Annotated in this window: 14 protein-coding genes and 1 other annotated feature (1 of these 15 running past the window's edge); of the genes, 3 read left to right on the top strand and 11 right to left on the bottom strand. The window is 44.8% G+C overall.

The genetic code is table 11. The features are described 5' to 3' along the window. Nucleotides 1-227, bottom strand: a binding site (T-box leader) (it extends 50 nt beyond the left edge of the window). 79 nt (nucleotides 228-306) lie between these two features. From ABTV53_RS12730 to ABTV53_RS12710, 5 genes are all read right to left on the bottom strand, one after another. Then, a complete protein-coding gene (locus ABTV53_RS12730) occupies nucleotides 307-1,152 on the bottom strand; it encodes a class I SAM-dependent methyltransferase (RefSeq protein WP_433753366.1) in 846 nt (281 codons plus the stop codon). Nucleotides 1,153-1,224: 72 nt separating this feature from the next. Continuing rightward, the gene (galU, locus tag ABTV53_RS12725) at nucleotides 1,225-2,097 is read right to left on the bottom strand and encodes a UTP--glucose-1-phosphate uridylyltransferase GalU (protein ID WP_433753364.1); all 873 of its coding nucleotides are present in this window, start codon (nucleotides 2,095-2,097) and stop codon (nucleotides 1,225-1,227) included. 56 nt (nucleotides 2,098-2,153) lie between these two features. Next, nucleotides 2,154-2,546 (bottom strand): GtrA family protein, encoded by a 393-nt coding sequence (locus ABTV53_RS12720; protein ID WP_433753362.1) that lies wholly within the window; start codon nucleotides 2,544-2,546, stop codon nucleotides 2,154-2,156. Then, on the bottom strand, nucleotides 2,539-3,525 hold the full coding sequence (locus tag ABTV53_RS12715; RefSeq protein WP_433753360.1) for a glycosyltransferase family 2 protein: 987 nt from the start codon (nucleotides 3,523-3,525) through the stop codon (nucleotides 2,539-2,541). Before ABTV53_RS12715 ends, ABTV53_RS12720 begins: the two co-directional genes overlap by 8 nt. A 276-nt stretch (nucleotides 3,526-3,801) precedes the next feature. Further along, nucleotides 3,802-5,967, bottom strand: a complete 2,166-nt coding sequence (locus ABTV53_RS12710; protein WP_433754176.1) for a glycosyltransferase family 39 protein — start codon at nucleotides 5,965-5,967, stop codon at nucleotides 3,802-3,804. Nucleotides 5,968-6,192: 225 nt separating this feature from the next. Here ABTV53_RS12710 and ABTV53_RS12705 point away from each other — a divergent pair, with 225 nt between their 5' ends. Next, nucleotides 6,193-6,876: a response regulator transcription factor gene (locus tag ABTV53_RS12705; protein ID WP_433753358.1), complete on the top strand. Its 684-nt coding sequence runs from the start codon at nucleotides 6,193-6,195 to the stop codon at nucleotides 6,874-6,876. After that, complete coding sequence (locus ABTV53_RS12700) at nucleotides 6,876-8,393, top strand: sensor histidine kinase (RefSeq protein ID WP_433753356.1); 1,518 nt, start codon at nucleotides 6,876-6,878, stop codon at nucleotides 8,391-8,393. Before ABTV53_RS12705 ends, ABTV53_RS12700 begins: the two co-directional genes overlap by 1 nt. Nucleotides 8,394-8,567: 174 nt before the next feature. On the opposite strand, the gene ABTV53_RS12695 is transcribed toward ABTV53_RS12700, so the two are convergent. Together ABTV53_RS12695 and ABTV53_RS12690 are read right to left on the bottom strand one after the other, a co-directional pair. Then, on the bottom strand, nucleotides 8,568-9,038 hold the full coding sequence (locus ABTV53_RS12695) for a GNAT family N-acetyltransferase (RefSeq protein WP_433753354.1): 471 nt from the start codon (nucleotides 9,036-9,038) through the stop codon (nucleotides 8,568-8,570). 260 nt (nucleotides 9,039-9,298) lie between these two features. Beyond that, nucleotides 9,299-10,009: an SDR family NAD(P)-dependent oxidoreductase gene (locus tag ABTV53_RS12690; RefSeq protein ID WP_433753352.1), complete on the bottom strand. Its 711-nt coding sequence runs from the start codon at nucleotides 10,007-10,009 to the stop codon at nucleotides 9,299-9,301. Nucleotides 10,010-10,110: 101 nt separating this feature from the next. On the opposite strand from ABTV53_RS12690, the gene ABTV53_RS12685 reads away from it, so the two are divergent. Continuing rightward, nucleotides 10,111-10,470: a MerR family transcriptional regulator gene (locus tag ABTV53_RS12685; protein ID WP_433753350.1), complete on the top strand. Its 360-nt coding sequence runs from the start codon at nucleotides 10,111-10,113 to the stop codon at nucleotides 10,468-10,470. A gap of 115 nt (nucleotides 10,471-10,585) precedes the next feature. On the opposite strand, the gene ABTV53_RS12680 is transcribed toward ABTV53_RS12685, so the two are convergent. The 4 genes from ABTV53_RS12680 to ABTV53_RS12665 form a co-directional block, all read right to left on the bottom strand. Next, the gene (locus tag ABTV53_RS12680) at nucleotides 10,586-11,167 is read right to left on the bottom strand and encodes a GNAT family N-acetyltransferase (protein ID WP_433753348.1); all 582 of its coding nucleotides are present in this window, start codon (nucleotides 11,165-11,167) and stop codon (nucleotides 10,586-10,588) included. Nucleotides 11,168-11,202: 35 nt separating this feature from the next. Then, on the bottom strand, nucleotides 11,203-12,660 hold the full coding sequence (locus ABTV53_RS12675) for a S8 family serine peptidase (RefSeq protein WP_433753346.1): 1,458 nt from the start codon (nucleotides 12,658-12,660) through the stop codon (nucleotides 11,203-11,205). A 122-nt stretch (nucleotides 12,661-12,782) separates the two neighbouring features. Continuing rightward, nucleotides 12,783-13,244: a GNAT family N-acetyltransferase gene (locus tag ABTV53_RS12670; RefSeq protein WP_433753344.1), complete on the bottom strand. Its 462-nt coding sequence runs from the start codon at nucleotides 13,242-13,244 to the stop codon at nucleotides 12,783-12,785. Between the two features lie 164 nt (nucleotides 13,245-13,408). Next, nucleotides 13,409-13,708: a hypothetical protein gene (locus ABTV53_RS12665; RefSeq protein WP_278295395.1), complete on the bottom strand. Its 300-nt coding sequence runs from the start codon at nucleotides 13,706-13,708 to the stop codon at nucleotides 13,409-13,411. Nucleotides 13,709-13,721: the final 13 nt, after the last annotated feature.

The raw sequence follows: 13,721 nt of genomic DNA, 5'->3' as shown, positions 1-13,721 counted from the left end.
TCACCATATCCGCCTCTTCAAGTAAAGGTTTACAACCATTTTGCAAGCTGTAGACCATTCATACTCTAGCTCTGTAACAGGAGCTCCTGTCACACCATCCCTTAATGCTAAGTTCCGATGTGCTGCTCTGAGTCTTTATTCAATAAAAGATTCTTTACTCCTTTTCAGCTGCCGGAGCTCTCTTTGAAAGAATGATTTTTATCTACTCGTCTCTTCGTCGCATTTGATATTGCGATTATAATATCAAAATTACCGTGATGAAGTAAACACATTTTTTTTGGATATTGAAATTTATACGCTATTTCCTTACTGTTTGTTGGCAATAAACGCATACGTTCCTAGTGGACTTCCAAGCCCCGAGGCATGATGTGTCCTAAGTAATTTCAGTTCGGAAAGAAGAAGTGTCTTTACTTTGTCCGGGATCGGAAGCAGTTTTAATTCCACAGGCGCTTCTGCCAGTGTCATTTCAGTTTCCCAGCGACCGTCCTGCAGCTCAGGAGAATGGATTGAAGCCTCTTCCTTTATCGTCCAGCCTGCCGCAGAGACAAGTTCTTGAATATCCTCCGGTGTAAAGAGCGTGCGCACATTGGAGAAGCTGTTCTCCTTGTAACATTCGACCTGGGACTGAATCAGAACGGATAACCAGTGTGAGAGCTGGCTCACATCTGTTACTTGTGCATCCCATTCGGCAAAACATAGCTGATGTCCCCATATCCTAACCTTGCTAAGAATCTGGGCGAGTTCATCAAACGATTTCAAGTACCAAGAACAATGGGATAGCACAATCACATCAAACTCATTCTCGGAGAATTGGGCTTGATCACTTAAAATGTCAAAATCATAATCCATTCGAATTCGATCACCCAGCGGAGATCTCCGCAGCTTGGCTGCCGCTTCACCTACGGTCAGCGGTGAACCATAATCCTTCGGTGCAATATCTACACCATGAACGTACCCATGCTCCCCCACCAGGTGTGCAAGCACAGCTGTTGTATCTCCCTGACCACACCCGATTTCCAGAATACGGCTGCCTTCCTGTATCCCCCAAAAGAGTCCCAGTTTCATCCGATGCTCGGTCTGAACGTACTGAATGGCAGCGTTGTCCTCTGCGTCCATATACTTAATAAGGTCATTGATGACAGACTCATTCATGATTCCTCACTCCTCAAAGAGCAACTTGAACTTCTTGCTCATTGTAGCGTTACCTCTGGTACATGACAATGCCTATGCCCATTGGGTAGTAAGCTTCTGAAGATAGGGTATCAGCATGGGCTCTAATTCCTTGCGCATTAGTCCGATCTCCAAGATCGCCTGAATATATCCGAATTGATCACCAATATCGTAGCGGAGTCCCTCCAGTTCAAGGGCCAACAGTTCCTCCACTTGACTCACTTCTTTCAAGGCATCCGTTAACTGATATTCCCCTCCAGCTCCTCTTTCGATCTGATCCAGAATGGGAAATATGGATGGTTTCAGAATGTATCGTCCCATTACAGCTGTTCGGGATGGTGCTTCTGCAAGGGAAGGTTTTTCGACCAGATTGGTGACTCGATGAACCCGGTCCTCTGCACCATCCGAATCAATAATGCCATATTTGCTCAAATTTGCCGCGTCTACTTGACGGACACCGATGATCTGGTTGCCTGTCTTTTCATAGAGATGAACCATCTGTGCAAGTGCTGGCGGATCAGACACCATAATGTCATCGCCGAGCAGTACTGCGAAGGGATCATCCCCTACAAACTGCCGTGCACACCCAATGGCATGCCCCAGACCCAGCGGTTCTTTTTGACGAATAAAATGAATATTGGTCATCTCGCTGATCGCTTGCACCTCTTCCAACAAAGACTGTTTGCCCTTGGCGTATAAAGAATGTTCAAGTTCAACTGATTTATCAAAATGATCCTCTATGGATTTTTTGTTGCGTCCGGTCACAATGAGGATATTCTCAATGCCTGACTGCACTGCTTCTTCAACAATATACTGGATAGCCGGTTTATCCACGATTGGTAACATCTCTTTAGGCTGTGCTTTGGTTGCTGGCAGGAAACGGGTTCCGAGACCCGCTGCCGGAATAACTGCTTTTTGAATTCGCATTTCATCATACAATCCTTTCCTTTACTTCATATAACCCATATTGCACGCTGCGTGAGCTAAGTTGCCATTCGAAACACCCAATATCTGCTGGCCATATAGTTCAGAACCATCCCCATCAAGGTCGCCAGGATCTTACTCACCATGAGACTCCAACCCAGCATATCGTGCAAAGTCATCAGAATGAGGGCCGATACCGCGAGAACCATGAAATTGGTGATTAGAAAACGAATAAGTTTCGCTCTATCGCCACCCCCTCCTACCGCATCTCGAAAAGTCCACCTGCCATTCAGCCAATAACTGTTCGTAACGCCGCAGCTGTACGAGATTACTTGCGCTATTAGAACCGGCACACCGACCACAGCGAGTATAGCAAATACCACCGCATCCACTGCCGTATTCGCAACACCCACAATACCGAACTTGAAGAGTGTCACCAGACGCTTAGTCATGATGAGCAACTCGGGCTGTCAATCGGGATTGCGCTTGCTGGCCCTCGGCTTGAACCACATCTCTCACAATATATAGCGGACGCGCCTTCGTCTCATCATAGATTCGACCAACGTACTCGCCCAAAATGCCCAGCATGATCAGGATGAACCCGTTAAACATCAGCATAATACTCACAATGGATGGCCATCCTTTAATCGTTGAATCTGTAAAGATGGCTGAACCAATAACCGTTAACATATAGATGAATCCGCCTAGCGACAGGATCGCACCTACATAACCTGCAAGCTTGAGTGGTTTATACGAAAATGACGTAATGCCATCCAGACTTAGCTTCAGCATGCGCTTCAGCGGATATTTTGTTTCGCCTGCCAGACGTTCATCACGTTCATATTCAATAGCAGTCTGACGAAATCCGATCCAACTGACCAATCCGCGCACGAACCGATTTTTTTCCGGAAGACGTTTCATCTCATCACATACTTTGCGGTCAATCAGGCGAAAATCTCCGGTATCTACCGGGATATCCGTATCCGTTGAGGCACGAAGTAGACGATAGAACAGACTGGCCGACCATTTCTTGAAGCGAGTTTCCCCACTTCGTCTGGTGCGGCGGGCATACACGACTTCATAACCCTCTTTCCATTTGGCAATCATATCCGGTATCAGTTCGGGAGGGTCCTGCAGATCCGCATCAATAATAACGACCGCATCCCCCACTGCATAATCCATACCCGCTGTTATCGCAATCTGATGTCCGAAGTTACGGGCAAAATCAATCAGTTTCACACTCTCATCCCAACGGGCGTAATCACGGATCATCTGTGCGCTTCGATCCACGCTGCCATCATTGACAAACAACAGTTCATAGCTCTCTCCTGTGCTGCCCATGACCTTTTTCAGACGCCGATAAGTCTCCTCGATCACCGCTTCCTCGTTATACATGGGAATAATAATGCTGTATCGATACGCGTGAGCCATGTTTGTCCCCTCCCTTTTCCAATGGACTTGTTTGAGATTTTCACTCTATATAAATTGAACTAGAGAATATTTACACTGCACACTTCGATGACAGAACAACCTTCCAATCGCTGTTATCCCAGATTTTTTTGATTCCCTTTATAAAGGGAAAATCCGGTGATAGCGTATGCTACCGATGTAGCTTTCTTGCAGAAAGTTTGTAGGCGAACGCTTCGCTTTTTCAGGTTTTTTCTGTCCTCTCCGTTATCGTGTAAATGACAAGTTCAATTTATATAGCTACAATTTCACTTCATACAAGGTGGTCTGTCCGCCGAATCCAAAGCCAGCATTGTTTCCGGCGTCTCCGTTATCCATAGATCCGCTGTCGGTGCCTGTCTTCCATTCTGACATTGGGATCTCGGTTCCGTGCTCTTTGATCCAATCGCTAATTTCCGAGTTTCCTCCGCGGCCACCCATGCCACCAACCATGAAGTATTTCACTTGTCCGCTCTTGACGAGCTGTTCCAGTTCCTCTGTTGTGTACACTGGATCTGAGCCGGAGAAACCTCCAAGCGTAATCACAGCTGCTCTCTCATCGATGATATAGGGTGCTGCCTGATTATAGTCCGTAGTGGCAAAGAGATACGTTTCGCCTGTATTGTGCTCTTTCAGATAATTCAGTGTGGTTGTATCCACTTCTTCGTTACGGTTACCCATTCCGCCACGGCCACCCGTCGTCGGCATTTCTGTGTCTCCCGCACCGTTATCCATCGGCATGCCCATTCCGGCTCCACCAAACATGCTATTGGAACCTGTAGGTCCTGCTGCCGGAATCATGCTGTTACCACCATAAGTAATCGGGGTGAATGCCCAGTAGACCGGACCGATCAGCATGACCACGAATCCCGCGATAATGAAGCCCTGTTTCCATCGGTGTGTGCGGTGAAGCATAACGACCAGGATGACCGTGATCAGAATGCCTGCGATTAATTCACTAATGGACCAGCCTGCACCGATCGTATCGTTATACACCTGCATGATATACCAGCCGAACAGAGTCGTCAGCAGCACGGACACCGGAAGCAACCATGCCTGCCAGCCATTGCGATCACGATATGACTGCCACATCGCTACAAATCCGGCGCCAGTCAACGCTGCAATTGGAGGTGCAAGCATGATCAGATAATACTGATGGAAGAAACCTGCCACACTGAAAAAGGCAGCAACCGGAAGCAGCCAGGCCAACCAGAATAAAGCCTCCTTGTGCTTGTTGGTTATATTTCTCCGTCTTAACCCTGCAAATATGGCAATGCACCCAAGCAGCACAACTGGAAATAGCCAACTTGCTTGACCCGACAGTTCAGTCTGAAACAGACGCAGAGGACCTTTCTCTCCCGTACCAAACATTCCCCCCATGCCTCCGCCACCATTACCGCCAAAATTTCTTCCGTTTGGCATTTCCATATCATTCGGCATCTGTCCGTTCGGGAAATTACCATTGGGCCCATTCATGCCGCCCATGGCGTTTGTGCCGTTTGAAGCATTTGGATTATCGTTATCCAGTGCATTGACATCATGCCCAGCGCCAGGAACACCACTGCCTGTCTGATTAGGGCCTGAAGACAAGTTTCCTCGATTGCCACGATTATTCCCCTGTCCCATCCCATTTGGCATACCGGCGTTACCTGAAGTATTTTGTTGACCGGTTAGCCGTGCCAGGCCGTTGTATCCAAATGCCAATTCCATGACCGAATTCGTTTCACTGCTTCCGATATAAGGCCGCTCGTCTTCGGGAATGGAATCCACAGTGACCGCCCAGGATACTGAAACCACCGCAAGAATGGCTGTGCTGCCGATCATCAGGATGATCTTCCTTCTCCATTTCGCCTGAAATGCGAGCAAATAGAACAAATAAAAAGCCGGGAGAATCATGTAGGCTTGAAGCATTTTCATATTAAAAGCTAAGCCGATTAACCCAAAGGCAACCAGAATGCGCCAAGCACTGCCTTGTTTGCTGCCTCTGAACAAAAACCATGAACCCAGCAGTAGTGTAAACACCAGCATGCTGTCAATATTGTTGGTCCGGCTGACTGCCGCCACGACAGGCACAGTCGCCATCGCAAGTGCCGAGATTCGGGCTGCTGCAGGACCATATGTAGGTTTTACCATAAAATAAATCAGGAGCACCGAACCGATTCCCGCTAATACCTGCGGCAAAATTACGCTCCATCCGTGCAATCCGAAGACATAGGCAAAGGCCGTCTGAATCCAGAAGACAACCGGTGGTTTATCTACAGTGACCGAGCCTGCCGAGTCGAGTGAAGCATAGAAAAAGTTATGGAAGTTACTAAGCATACTTCCAACAGCAGTCGTATAGTAGGAATTGGCATAATGATCGTTCCAAATGCCGTACCCATTCAGAATTGCCGCCAGTAATACAATCGGCAGAAGGACAAGATCCATCCTTCTATTGGTGTTATTCAATGTTATTCACTCCTTATTCGTTCTTCATGTCTAATATTGTGACATGCCAAAATAAAGCTGGGATGAGTGCCCGCTGAATGTTGTCTGAGGATAATTCACATTCTTTTCAGCTAAATTTCAGTTTTGCAAGCGATAATACTACATACCGTCCCTCCGAAGTGAGGGAGAAATCTAGATGAATCAAGTAAGGAGAGACCGCACATTATGAAGCTTAGCAGCGGAATTAAAATACTTTTGGCTGATGATGAACCGCATATTTTACAATTTCTGGAGCTGGGATTAAGCAATGAAGGCTTCGATGTGCGTACCGCCCCCGATGGAGCAGCTGCACTTGAGGTGGCGCTTGAATTCAAGCCACATATGGCTATTCTGGATGTCATGATGCCAGAGATGGATGGATTCGAAGTGGTCGAACGTCTGCGCAAGACCGGAGCCCAGGTTGGCGTGATTATGCTGACAGCGAAGGATGAGGTCGAGAATCGGGTTAAGGGCCTTTGGCTGGGTGCTGACGATTATATGATCAAGCCCTTTGCCTTCGACGAGCTGCTCGCCCGAATTCAGGCCAGACTGCGTAATCAATTTCCTTTATTAATAGGAGCCGTCACCCACGGTCCCTTCCGAATTGATGATCAGCGCAAAGAAATCACCTATCAGAATCAGGTCCTGGAGCTATCTCCAACCGAATACGAACTGTTAAAATTTATCGTGCTAAATCATGGGATTGTACTTAGCAAAGCGACCATTCTAAGCCGGGTGTGGGGGTATGATTTTGGCGGAGAAGAAAATATTGTAGAGGTGTATGTTCGCTCCTTGCGCGACAAACTCGGGGATAAAGAGCATAAACTCATTCGAACGCTTCGGGGTGTCGGTTACAGGGTGGATCTCTGATGAACTCGCTGCCTAAGAAAAATAAACTTCGTTTAGGACGTCTTCGCCAATGGATTTGGCCTCGTTCATTGCGTACTCAATTGCTCTCACGTTCTCTGTTCGTGCTGGCGGGGTTACTATTGTTAATCGGTATCCTGCAATTCTGGATCATGGAAAGCTTCCTCTACCGAAATCAGGCAAAAACCATGGAAGAACAGCTCATGTCCATGCCCCCGGTTTGGCTCGGAATCCAGTCACGTAGTGGCTCTTCCAACAATCCTTTTGGTGGACAGGCAGGAAACGGGTCTGGCAATCGGGTGCTGTTTATTCCGGACCGTTCTCTGGCCCTGTTTGATAACCAAGGTACGTTCGAGGATGTTTTTGGAGAAGACGGTCTGAAAGCCCCTCACCTATCAGCCATTGAATATCAAGACATTACAGATGAGTTAAAAGAACAAAAGCATATTCCCTACCGGGTCGTCACAGATAGCCAAGGGAATGAGCAATTGATTGTATTCGCCTCACCGGGTCCTCGCAATCGCGGCTTACCAATGGTGCAGATGGGCACGGCTACGAAGCCACTGAGAGATTTGATTATTAAACAGCTTCTTATCTTCATCATGTTATCACTGTTAGCCATGGTAGCCGGGCTTATTCTATACACCAAGGTATTACGCCGGACCCTGGTTCCCTTGTCCAATATGGTGAATAAAGTACAGCAGATCGATGCAGGCAGCCTCGCAGAGCGCCTTCCCGTCGTTCAGGGACAAGAGGAAGTGGATCAGCTCGCAGTTTCATTTAATGGTATGCTTGAAAGGCTGGAGAACTCGTTTGAAGCGGAGCGGGAATCGAAAGAGCAGATGCAGCGTTTCTTGTCTGATGCTTCCCATGAGCTTCGTACTCCGCTCACCTCCATTCACGGCTTCATTGAAGTTCTACAACGGGGTGCAGCGACCAATCAAGATCAATTGTATAAAGCGCTGGACAGCATGCACGGCGAATCTGTACGAATTAACAAGCTCGTTGAAGATTTACTGTTATTAACCAAACTGGATCAGGCTCCACAGCAGGAGCGGGAGGTCATTCAGCTTGACAATCTGCTGCTCGAAATGCAACCACAACTTGCCATGATGGCTCAGCAAAGATCCGTTCATCTCGATCTGACGGCTGAAGTATATGTACTGGCTGACCCCTACAAGCTGAAGCAGGTTGTGCTGAATCTGTTCCATAATGCGGTGCAGCACACCGATCCCGAGCATGGAGCCATCTCCATAACGTTGTATGCCACGCACTATCAGGCTGAATTATCGGTGAAGGATAACGGCGCAGGCATTGAACCTGCACATCTGCCCCATATCTTTGAGCGATTTTACCGCACAAGCAGTTCTCGTTCTCGCAAACAAGGGGGCGCCGGTCTGGGTTTAGCTATTACCCGCTCGATTGTGGAGTCATATGGTGGGAAAATTACGGTACGAAGTCAGGTAGGTTTGGGAACGGATTTTATGGTTTTGATGCCGCTGTATAAGACTGATGTCTGAATTGAGGGTAGACTCCGGCGTTTCATTGCATGAGGAATCCCCCATTCATTTCGGTTAAGAAACGAATGAGGGATTCTTTTTTAATCTGATGGACAGAGTGTGGAGTAGTAGTCCAATTGATTTGAGGCATTCAGTCTTTCAGGCTAACGAATCTGAGATTTAAGGCTTTGAAGCTTATAAATGCTTTTCATAAAATACCATTGTCATTTTGTCGTTAATTGCTTTTGTTGCACCCGTTTTTTTATAGCCTATCTTTTCATACAAATAACAGTTTCCCTTCTCTTGCAAGATGGTACCCAGTTTCCATGATTTTGCATCCTCATATATCTGCTCAACTATTGTAAAGACTTTTTGAGCAATTCCTTTTCCTTGATGTTCTGGCAGTATAAAAATTGGGCTAACACTGTAGATTTGATTTTCTTTTTTCACGACTCTTATTCCACCAACAGCAATTTCAAGCTGACGAATTATGAAATAATCTGTAAAAGATTGATTGATTTGAGTAATAACTCTTTCTACGGTTTCATTAGCAGGGCTTGTTTCAAAATCCTGATATTTTTCCAACAAAGGCATAAATGATTTAACTTTCATCTCATGAATAGTCACTGCATCTGTTAAACATGCTTTATCTAATGAAACCCCCATTAAATATATACCTCCGATTGATACACTTGTTAGAAATATGATTTTTCAGTACATGCTCTCTTAACCTGGTACAAGAAAGATGTTCGTCTACGTTTATGTTTATGTTTATGTTTGTTTCATATACAACTAATAAATTAGAACTAACAAACACATTTTTCTTATTCGACGTTATATTCTCATATTCCTTGCTATTCAAGTGACAAAATCAGTCAGAATGAAGCTCAAGACTTTTTAGCCCCTCATACCCGTCATCTTATGGATTACCAAGGGTATACGCCATTCTCATCAAGGAACTCCCCATTATGGCGTTTACCATCTGTCGCATAACGCACGATAATCGCAGCGCCGGCTTCTTTGGATTTACCGCCTTCGGCATTGCCGTTAAGATCTGTTGATGTGAATCCGGGCGTGACTGCAAAGACTTGAGCTCTGCTGTTTCTGACTTCATAGGCCATGGAAAGAGTCATGGCACTGTTGGCCGTTTTGGATGAGTTATAGTCGAAGGCATTTAAAGTGAATTCCGCATTTTGCATATGGTCCAGAGATGCCATGTCGGTCGAAACATTAATGATTGTGCCCTCATTATCTTTGATTAACGGGAACAAGCGCTGATTCAAACGGAACGTGCCGAAAAAGTTCACTTCGAAGGCGTTCCGCAGGTCTTCCTCTTTCGTATCCGTGAAGGAATGAGAGAATGCACCAGGCATACCTGCATTATTGATCAGAAGGTTTATTGAGGGATACTTCTTATAGATCGTATCAGCTGCCAGTTCGATACTCTTCATGTCGATCATGTCGATCTGCACAAATTCTACATCCAATCCCCTGGAAGTTAACTCCGAAACAGCTGCTTCCCCCCGTTCGACACTACGTGCGCCAAGGATAACTTTCCAACCAGCTTCACCCAACTGCTTTACAATTTCATATCCAATTCCTTTATTTGCTCCGGTTACAAAAGCAGTCTTTTTCATGATAATCCTTCTTTCCATAATTTGATTTATATTTAACAATGTATAAGTTACTATGCTACACTTAGTGTAGGTCAAATCTTTTTTTATAAAAGGGGATTAACATGTTAACCATTGGAGAAGTAGCGAAAAAAGTTGAAATCTCAATCGGAGCGATCCGCTTTTATGAGAGAAAAGGACTGCTGAAACCTGCTGTACGAAATGAACAGAATAACCGTCTTTATTCGGAGGATGACCTGAACTGGCTGGTTTTTATCAAATGCCTTCGCGAAACCGGGATGAGTGTGGAAGACATCAAAACGTATTATGATCAGGTCAATGAAGGAACCTCCACGTTGAAAGAAAGAACCAGGCTAATTGAGGATCAAAAGCAAAAGTTGCTGAATGATATCGAGGAGAAAAAAGCGCAGCTTGTTCATTTGGATAACAAACTGGAGCGCTATTATCGCGGAGAAAATTTTTAAAATAAGCCTTGTCCTATAAATTAAATGAAAGAAAAAGATCAGGCAGCCAGCAATAACTGTCTAGCCTGATCCAAAATGTTAATGTTATAACGATTCTACATGGGACTATGTTCTATTAAAAATGACCTTCATGCTTACACAGTTGATAATGGTGATAAGGTTCATTCTCGATCTCGATCAAATTTAACCGTTCAAAATTACATTTCTGTATCACCTTATTGGATGCTTGATTGGTAATCAAAGCGATGGCATTTAATATTTCAACGTTTGTATGTTCAAACAAATACCGTGTCATCCCTTTTACTGCCTGCGTTGTATAGCCACGATTCCTGAAGTGTTTCGAAATACCGTACATAATCTCCCGATTGGGTGCTGGCAGTTCGTCCTTGGTCCCTGAGCAGCACCACCCTATGAACTCGTCATTTTCTTTAAGTACGATAGCCATACGTAAATATAACTCTCCGATATTGCCTCCCGCCATCACTGCTTGTTTAAAACGCTGATTCTCAGGAATTTCATATTCGGTGAGCCACAGGGTTCTCTCTTCCATTGTAGCGTTCCATCCCGGTAACAATTCATACACCTCAGGTTGCCACGTAATTTCTTGCAGTTTCTCTAAGTCCTCAAGTCGATACTCGCGCAAATAAATATCCTTGCAATCAATGATTAATTCATCAATTTGAATGGGTTGGTTCATAAGGTCGCCTCCACATATTAATTTACATTACATTATTATAGAGCCGTGTACCATTGCCGTAAAGGCAATGCCTTGATATGTATCGCGTCAGGGTCTTGGGTTTTTTCAAGTTGGGGAAAACACTCTGGATATTGAGCCAAATATTCGCTAACACACCATCGAACCGACCAGTTAATATCTGTTGACCATTTTATCCAATCATGTATTTCCTCCTTTGGAGCATTTTGCAATAATCCATGCATATACCATCCACGCACTCCTCCTTCTGTTTCATTCATTAAATACATCCAATACAACTTTCGCTCTCGTTCGTTGATCGGTTGGCCGAGGGTCGATACTGCAATTTTACGAACAATAGCGGATGAATCCTTCGTGAAGCTCCACAACTCTTCACGTGATAATCCTCCCCTCTCCACTAAAACTGTTAAAGAGAGCGCTCTTTCGATATCATCCATTGAATGAATTTTGTTATAGAGATTTTGATTTTTTATACTTACCATGGGTAAAGTTTTTGTTATGTACCTTGGCTTATCTGCCTTGTTCATATAACGAATTGTATTCTCAACGTTAATTCGAGGAGCTAGGTTATCATCACCCTCCAGTGGTTCTCCATGCTCGACTAATAAGTATCTTAGCATCTCAGAACTTAAACTCGGAAATCGGGAGAATAGATGAGCCGCAACACCAGCAACAAGCGCAGCCGCTCCAGATGTGCCCCCATAAAAAGATACACGCCGAGTAGATTCTTCAATTTCACAAAAGGGGATCGTAAGGTCTAGTCTGGGCGCTAATATATCTGGTCTATAGTGACCATCTCCATTTATGCCATAAGGTTCATCAGGGAAAGGAGCGTGTAATGAACGATCGGCCTTTCCTCGATCTACATAACCCCCTACTGCTAAATACTGTATTGGAGGCATGATATTATTTAAACGTGTATTCCCATTCGAACAAATAACCAAAATGCCCTGCTGCACAGCTGTCGACAATGCTTTAACCGTTGAATTTTCACTCGTATTTTTAAGATGAACTTCATTATCTAATGCCTGCCAACCAGTACTTAAAATAATTTTTATATTCCATTCGACCCCATGTTCAAGAATCCATTCCATTCCTTTTTTCAGACGTTCTCCTTCTCCAGTTGTAAATGCCCCGTGATCTAAAACGATAAATGTTGCTGCTGGTGCAATCCCGACATGAATCTGCCCCTCGAATTGAAACGGTTCATGGGCCAAAGCTAGTACACTCATAAGGCCATGCTCACCTTTCCAATTCCCTTCCTCCCTGTTGATAGAAGTTACGTCTCGCATAGTGACAGTCATATTTTCATGTACGGTAACACATTTAATTCGTGTTTTTAAGTGATCTACGAGATAATGTGGTTTAATTGAATCGATAATTACAATTCCCACACCCAGACCAGAAGTATGAAAATCAGGCTGTTCACCAAAACCTAACCTTTTCCATGTCGGATCGGGTATCGCTTTATCCACACGATCACCTCAGATTTTGATATCATTAGAATATACTCTCACCTTTATCGTAATGTACATTACCATTTATCCAATGAACATTGGCAAACTTCAAGCACCTAGTGATCTTATTTATGTTGGAGTCAAACAAGCCCCTCTTTTGCCATAAACTCGTCTTTTGTTAATCCAAAGAGAATCAGATCCTGGTATTTTCCATCCGTATAGATCACCTGGCGGCGCACACCTTCCTGAACACATCCTAGTTTTCTCATCATGGCTGCGGAAGGTTCATTTCCTTGGAGTACATAATCATTAAATTTATTGAGCCTGCGCTCGAAGAAGGCATAGTTCAGCAAGATCCGAACGGCTCTGGTTCCGTATCCTTTTCCTCGATGATCCCTGTCAATCTGAATGCCAATGCTAAAGGTACCGTTTCTCTCATCAATGCTGTTCAGATTCACTCCTCCGACATTTTCACCATCCATATTTACAATTGTAAACATGATCCGTCCTTTGGCTAAAGAAAAATCAGAGAAGTTTTCCGTGAAACTCTTCGCTTCAACATGGGTTGGCGGCAACTCTACTGCGCACTCGATCTCTCTCATTCCGAATCCTCCGCCTATTCAACAAAATTTTACTCCGAACTACAATTATAATAACCCATAATGTGGAATTGGAGGAGATTTGTTTTCATTAGACACAACGAAAATAACCCCCGATCAGGACCAAACCTGTCGGAGGTTACGTTCTATTTTATATCCATATCTCATTACGATTCTTCCGGGTATTGAGGCTTGGACACGTTATCCGGTACCGTTTCGTCAAAAACATCCTGACCCGGATAATCCCGTATTTCTCCTTCATGAAGCTCATGATTTTCATAATCAAAACGATGTGCTGACCTCTGATCCACCCGCCATGGGGAACTTTTCCCGAGAGACTCGGATAACAGAGATGAACCGTAAGGACCCTCAGGGAATTCTTCGAGTGTGATATCGTTTCGCTGCGACTCCACCGTAGACACATCGGTATATTCTTGCCGTTCCTCACGCAAAAACTTATCTTTCATCGTTCGTCCCTCC

This window comes from Paenibacillus amylolyticus, assembly GCF_050990605.1.
Classification (GTDB): Bacteria; Bacillota; Bacilli; order Paenibacillales; family Paenibacillaceae; genus Paenibacillus; species Paenibacillus amylolyticus_H.
The sequence above is the reverse complement of the archived record's forward strand: the minus strand, read 5'-3'. Positions and strand labels throughout refer to the sequence as shown.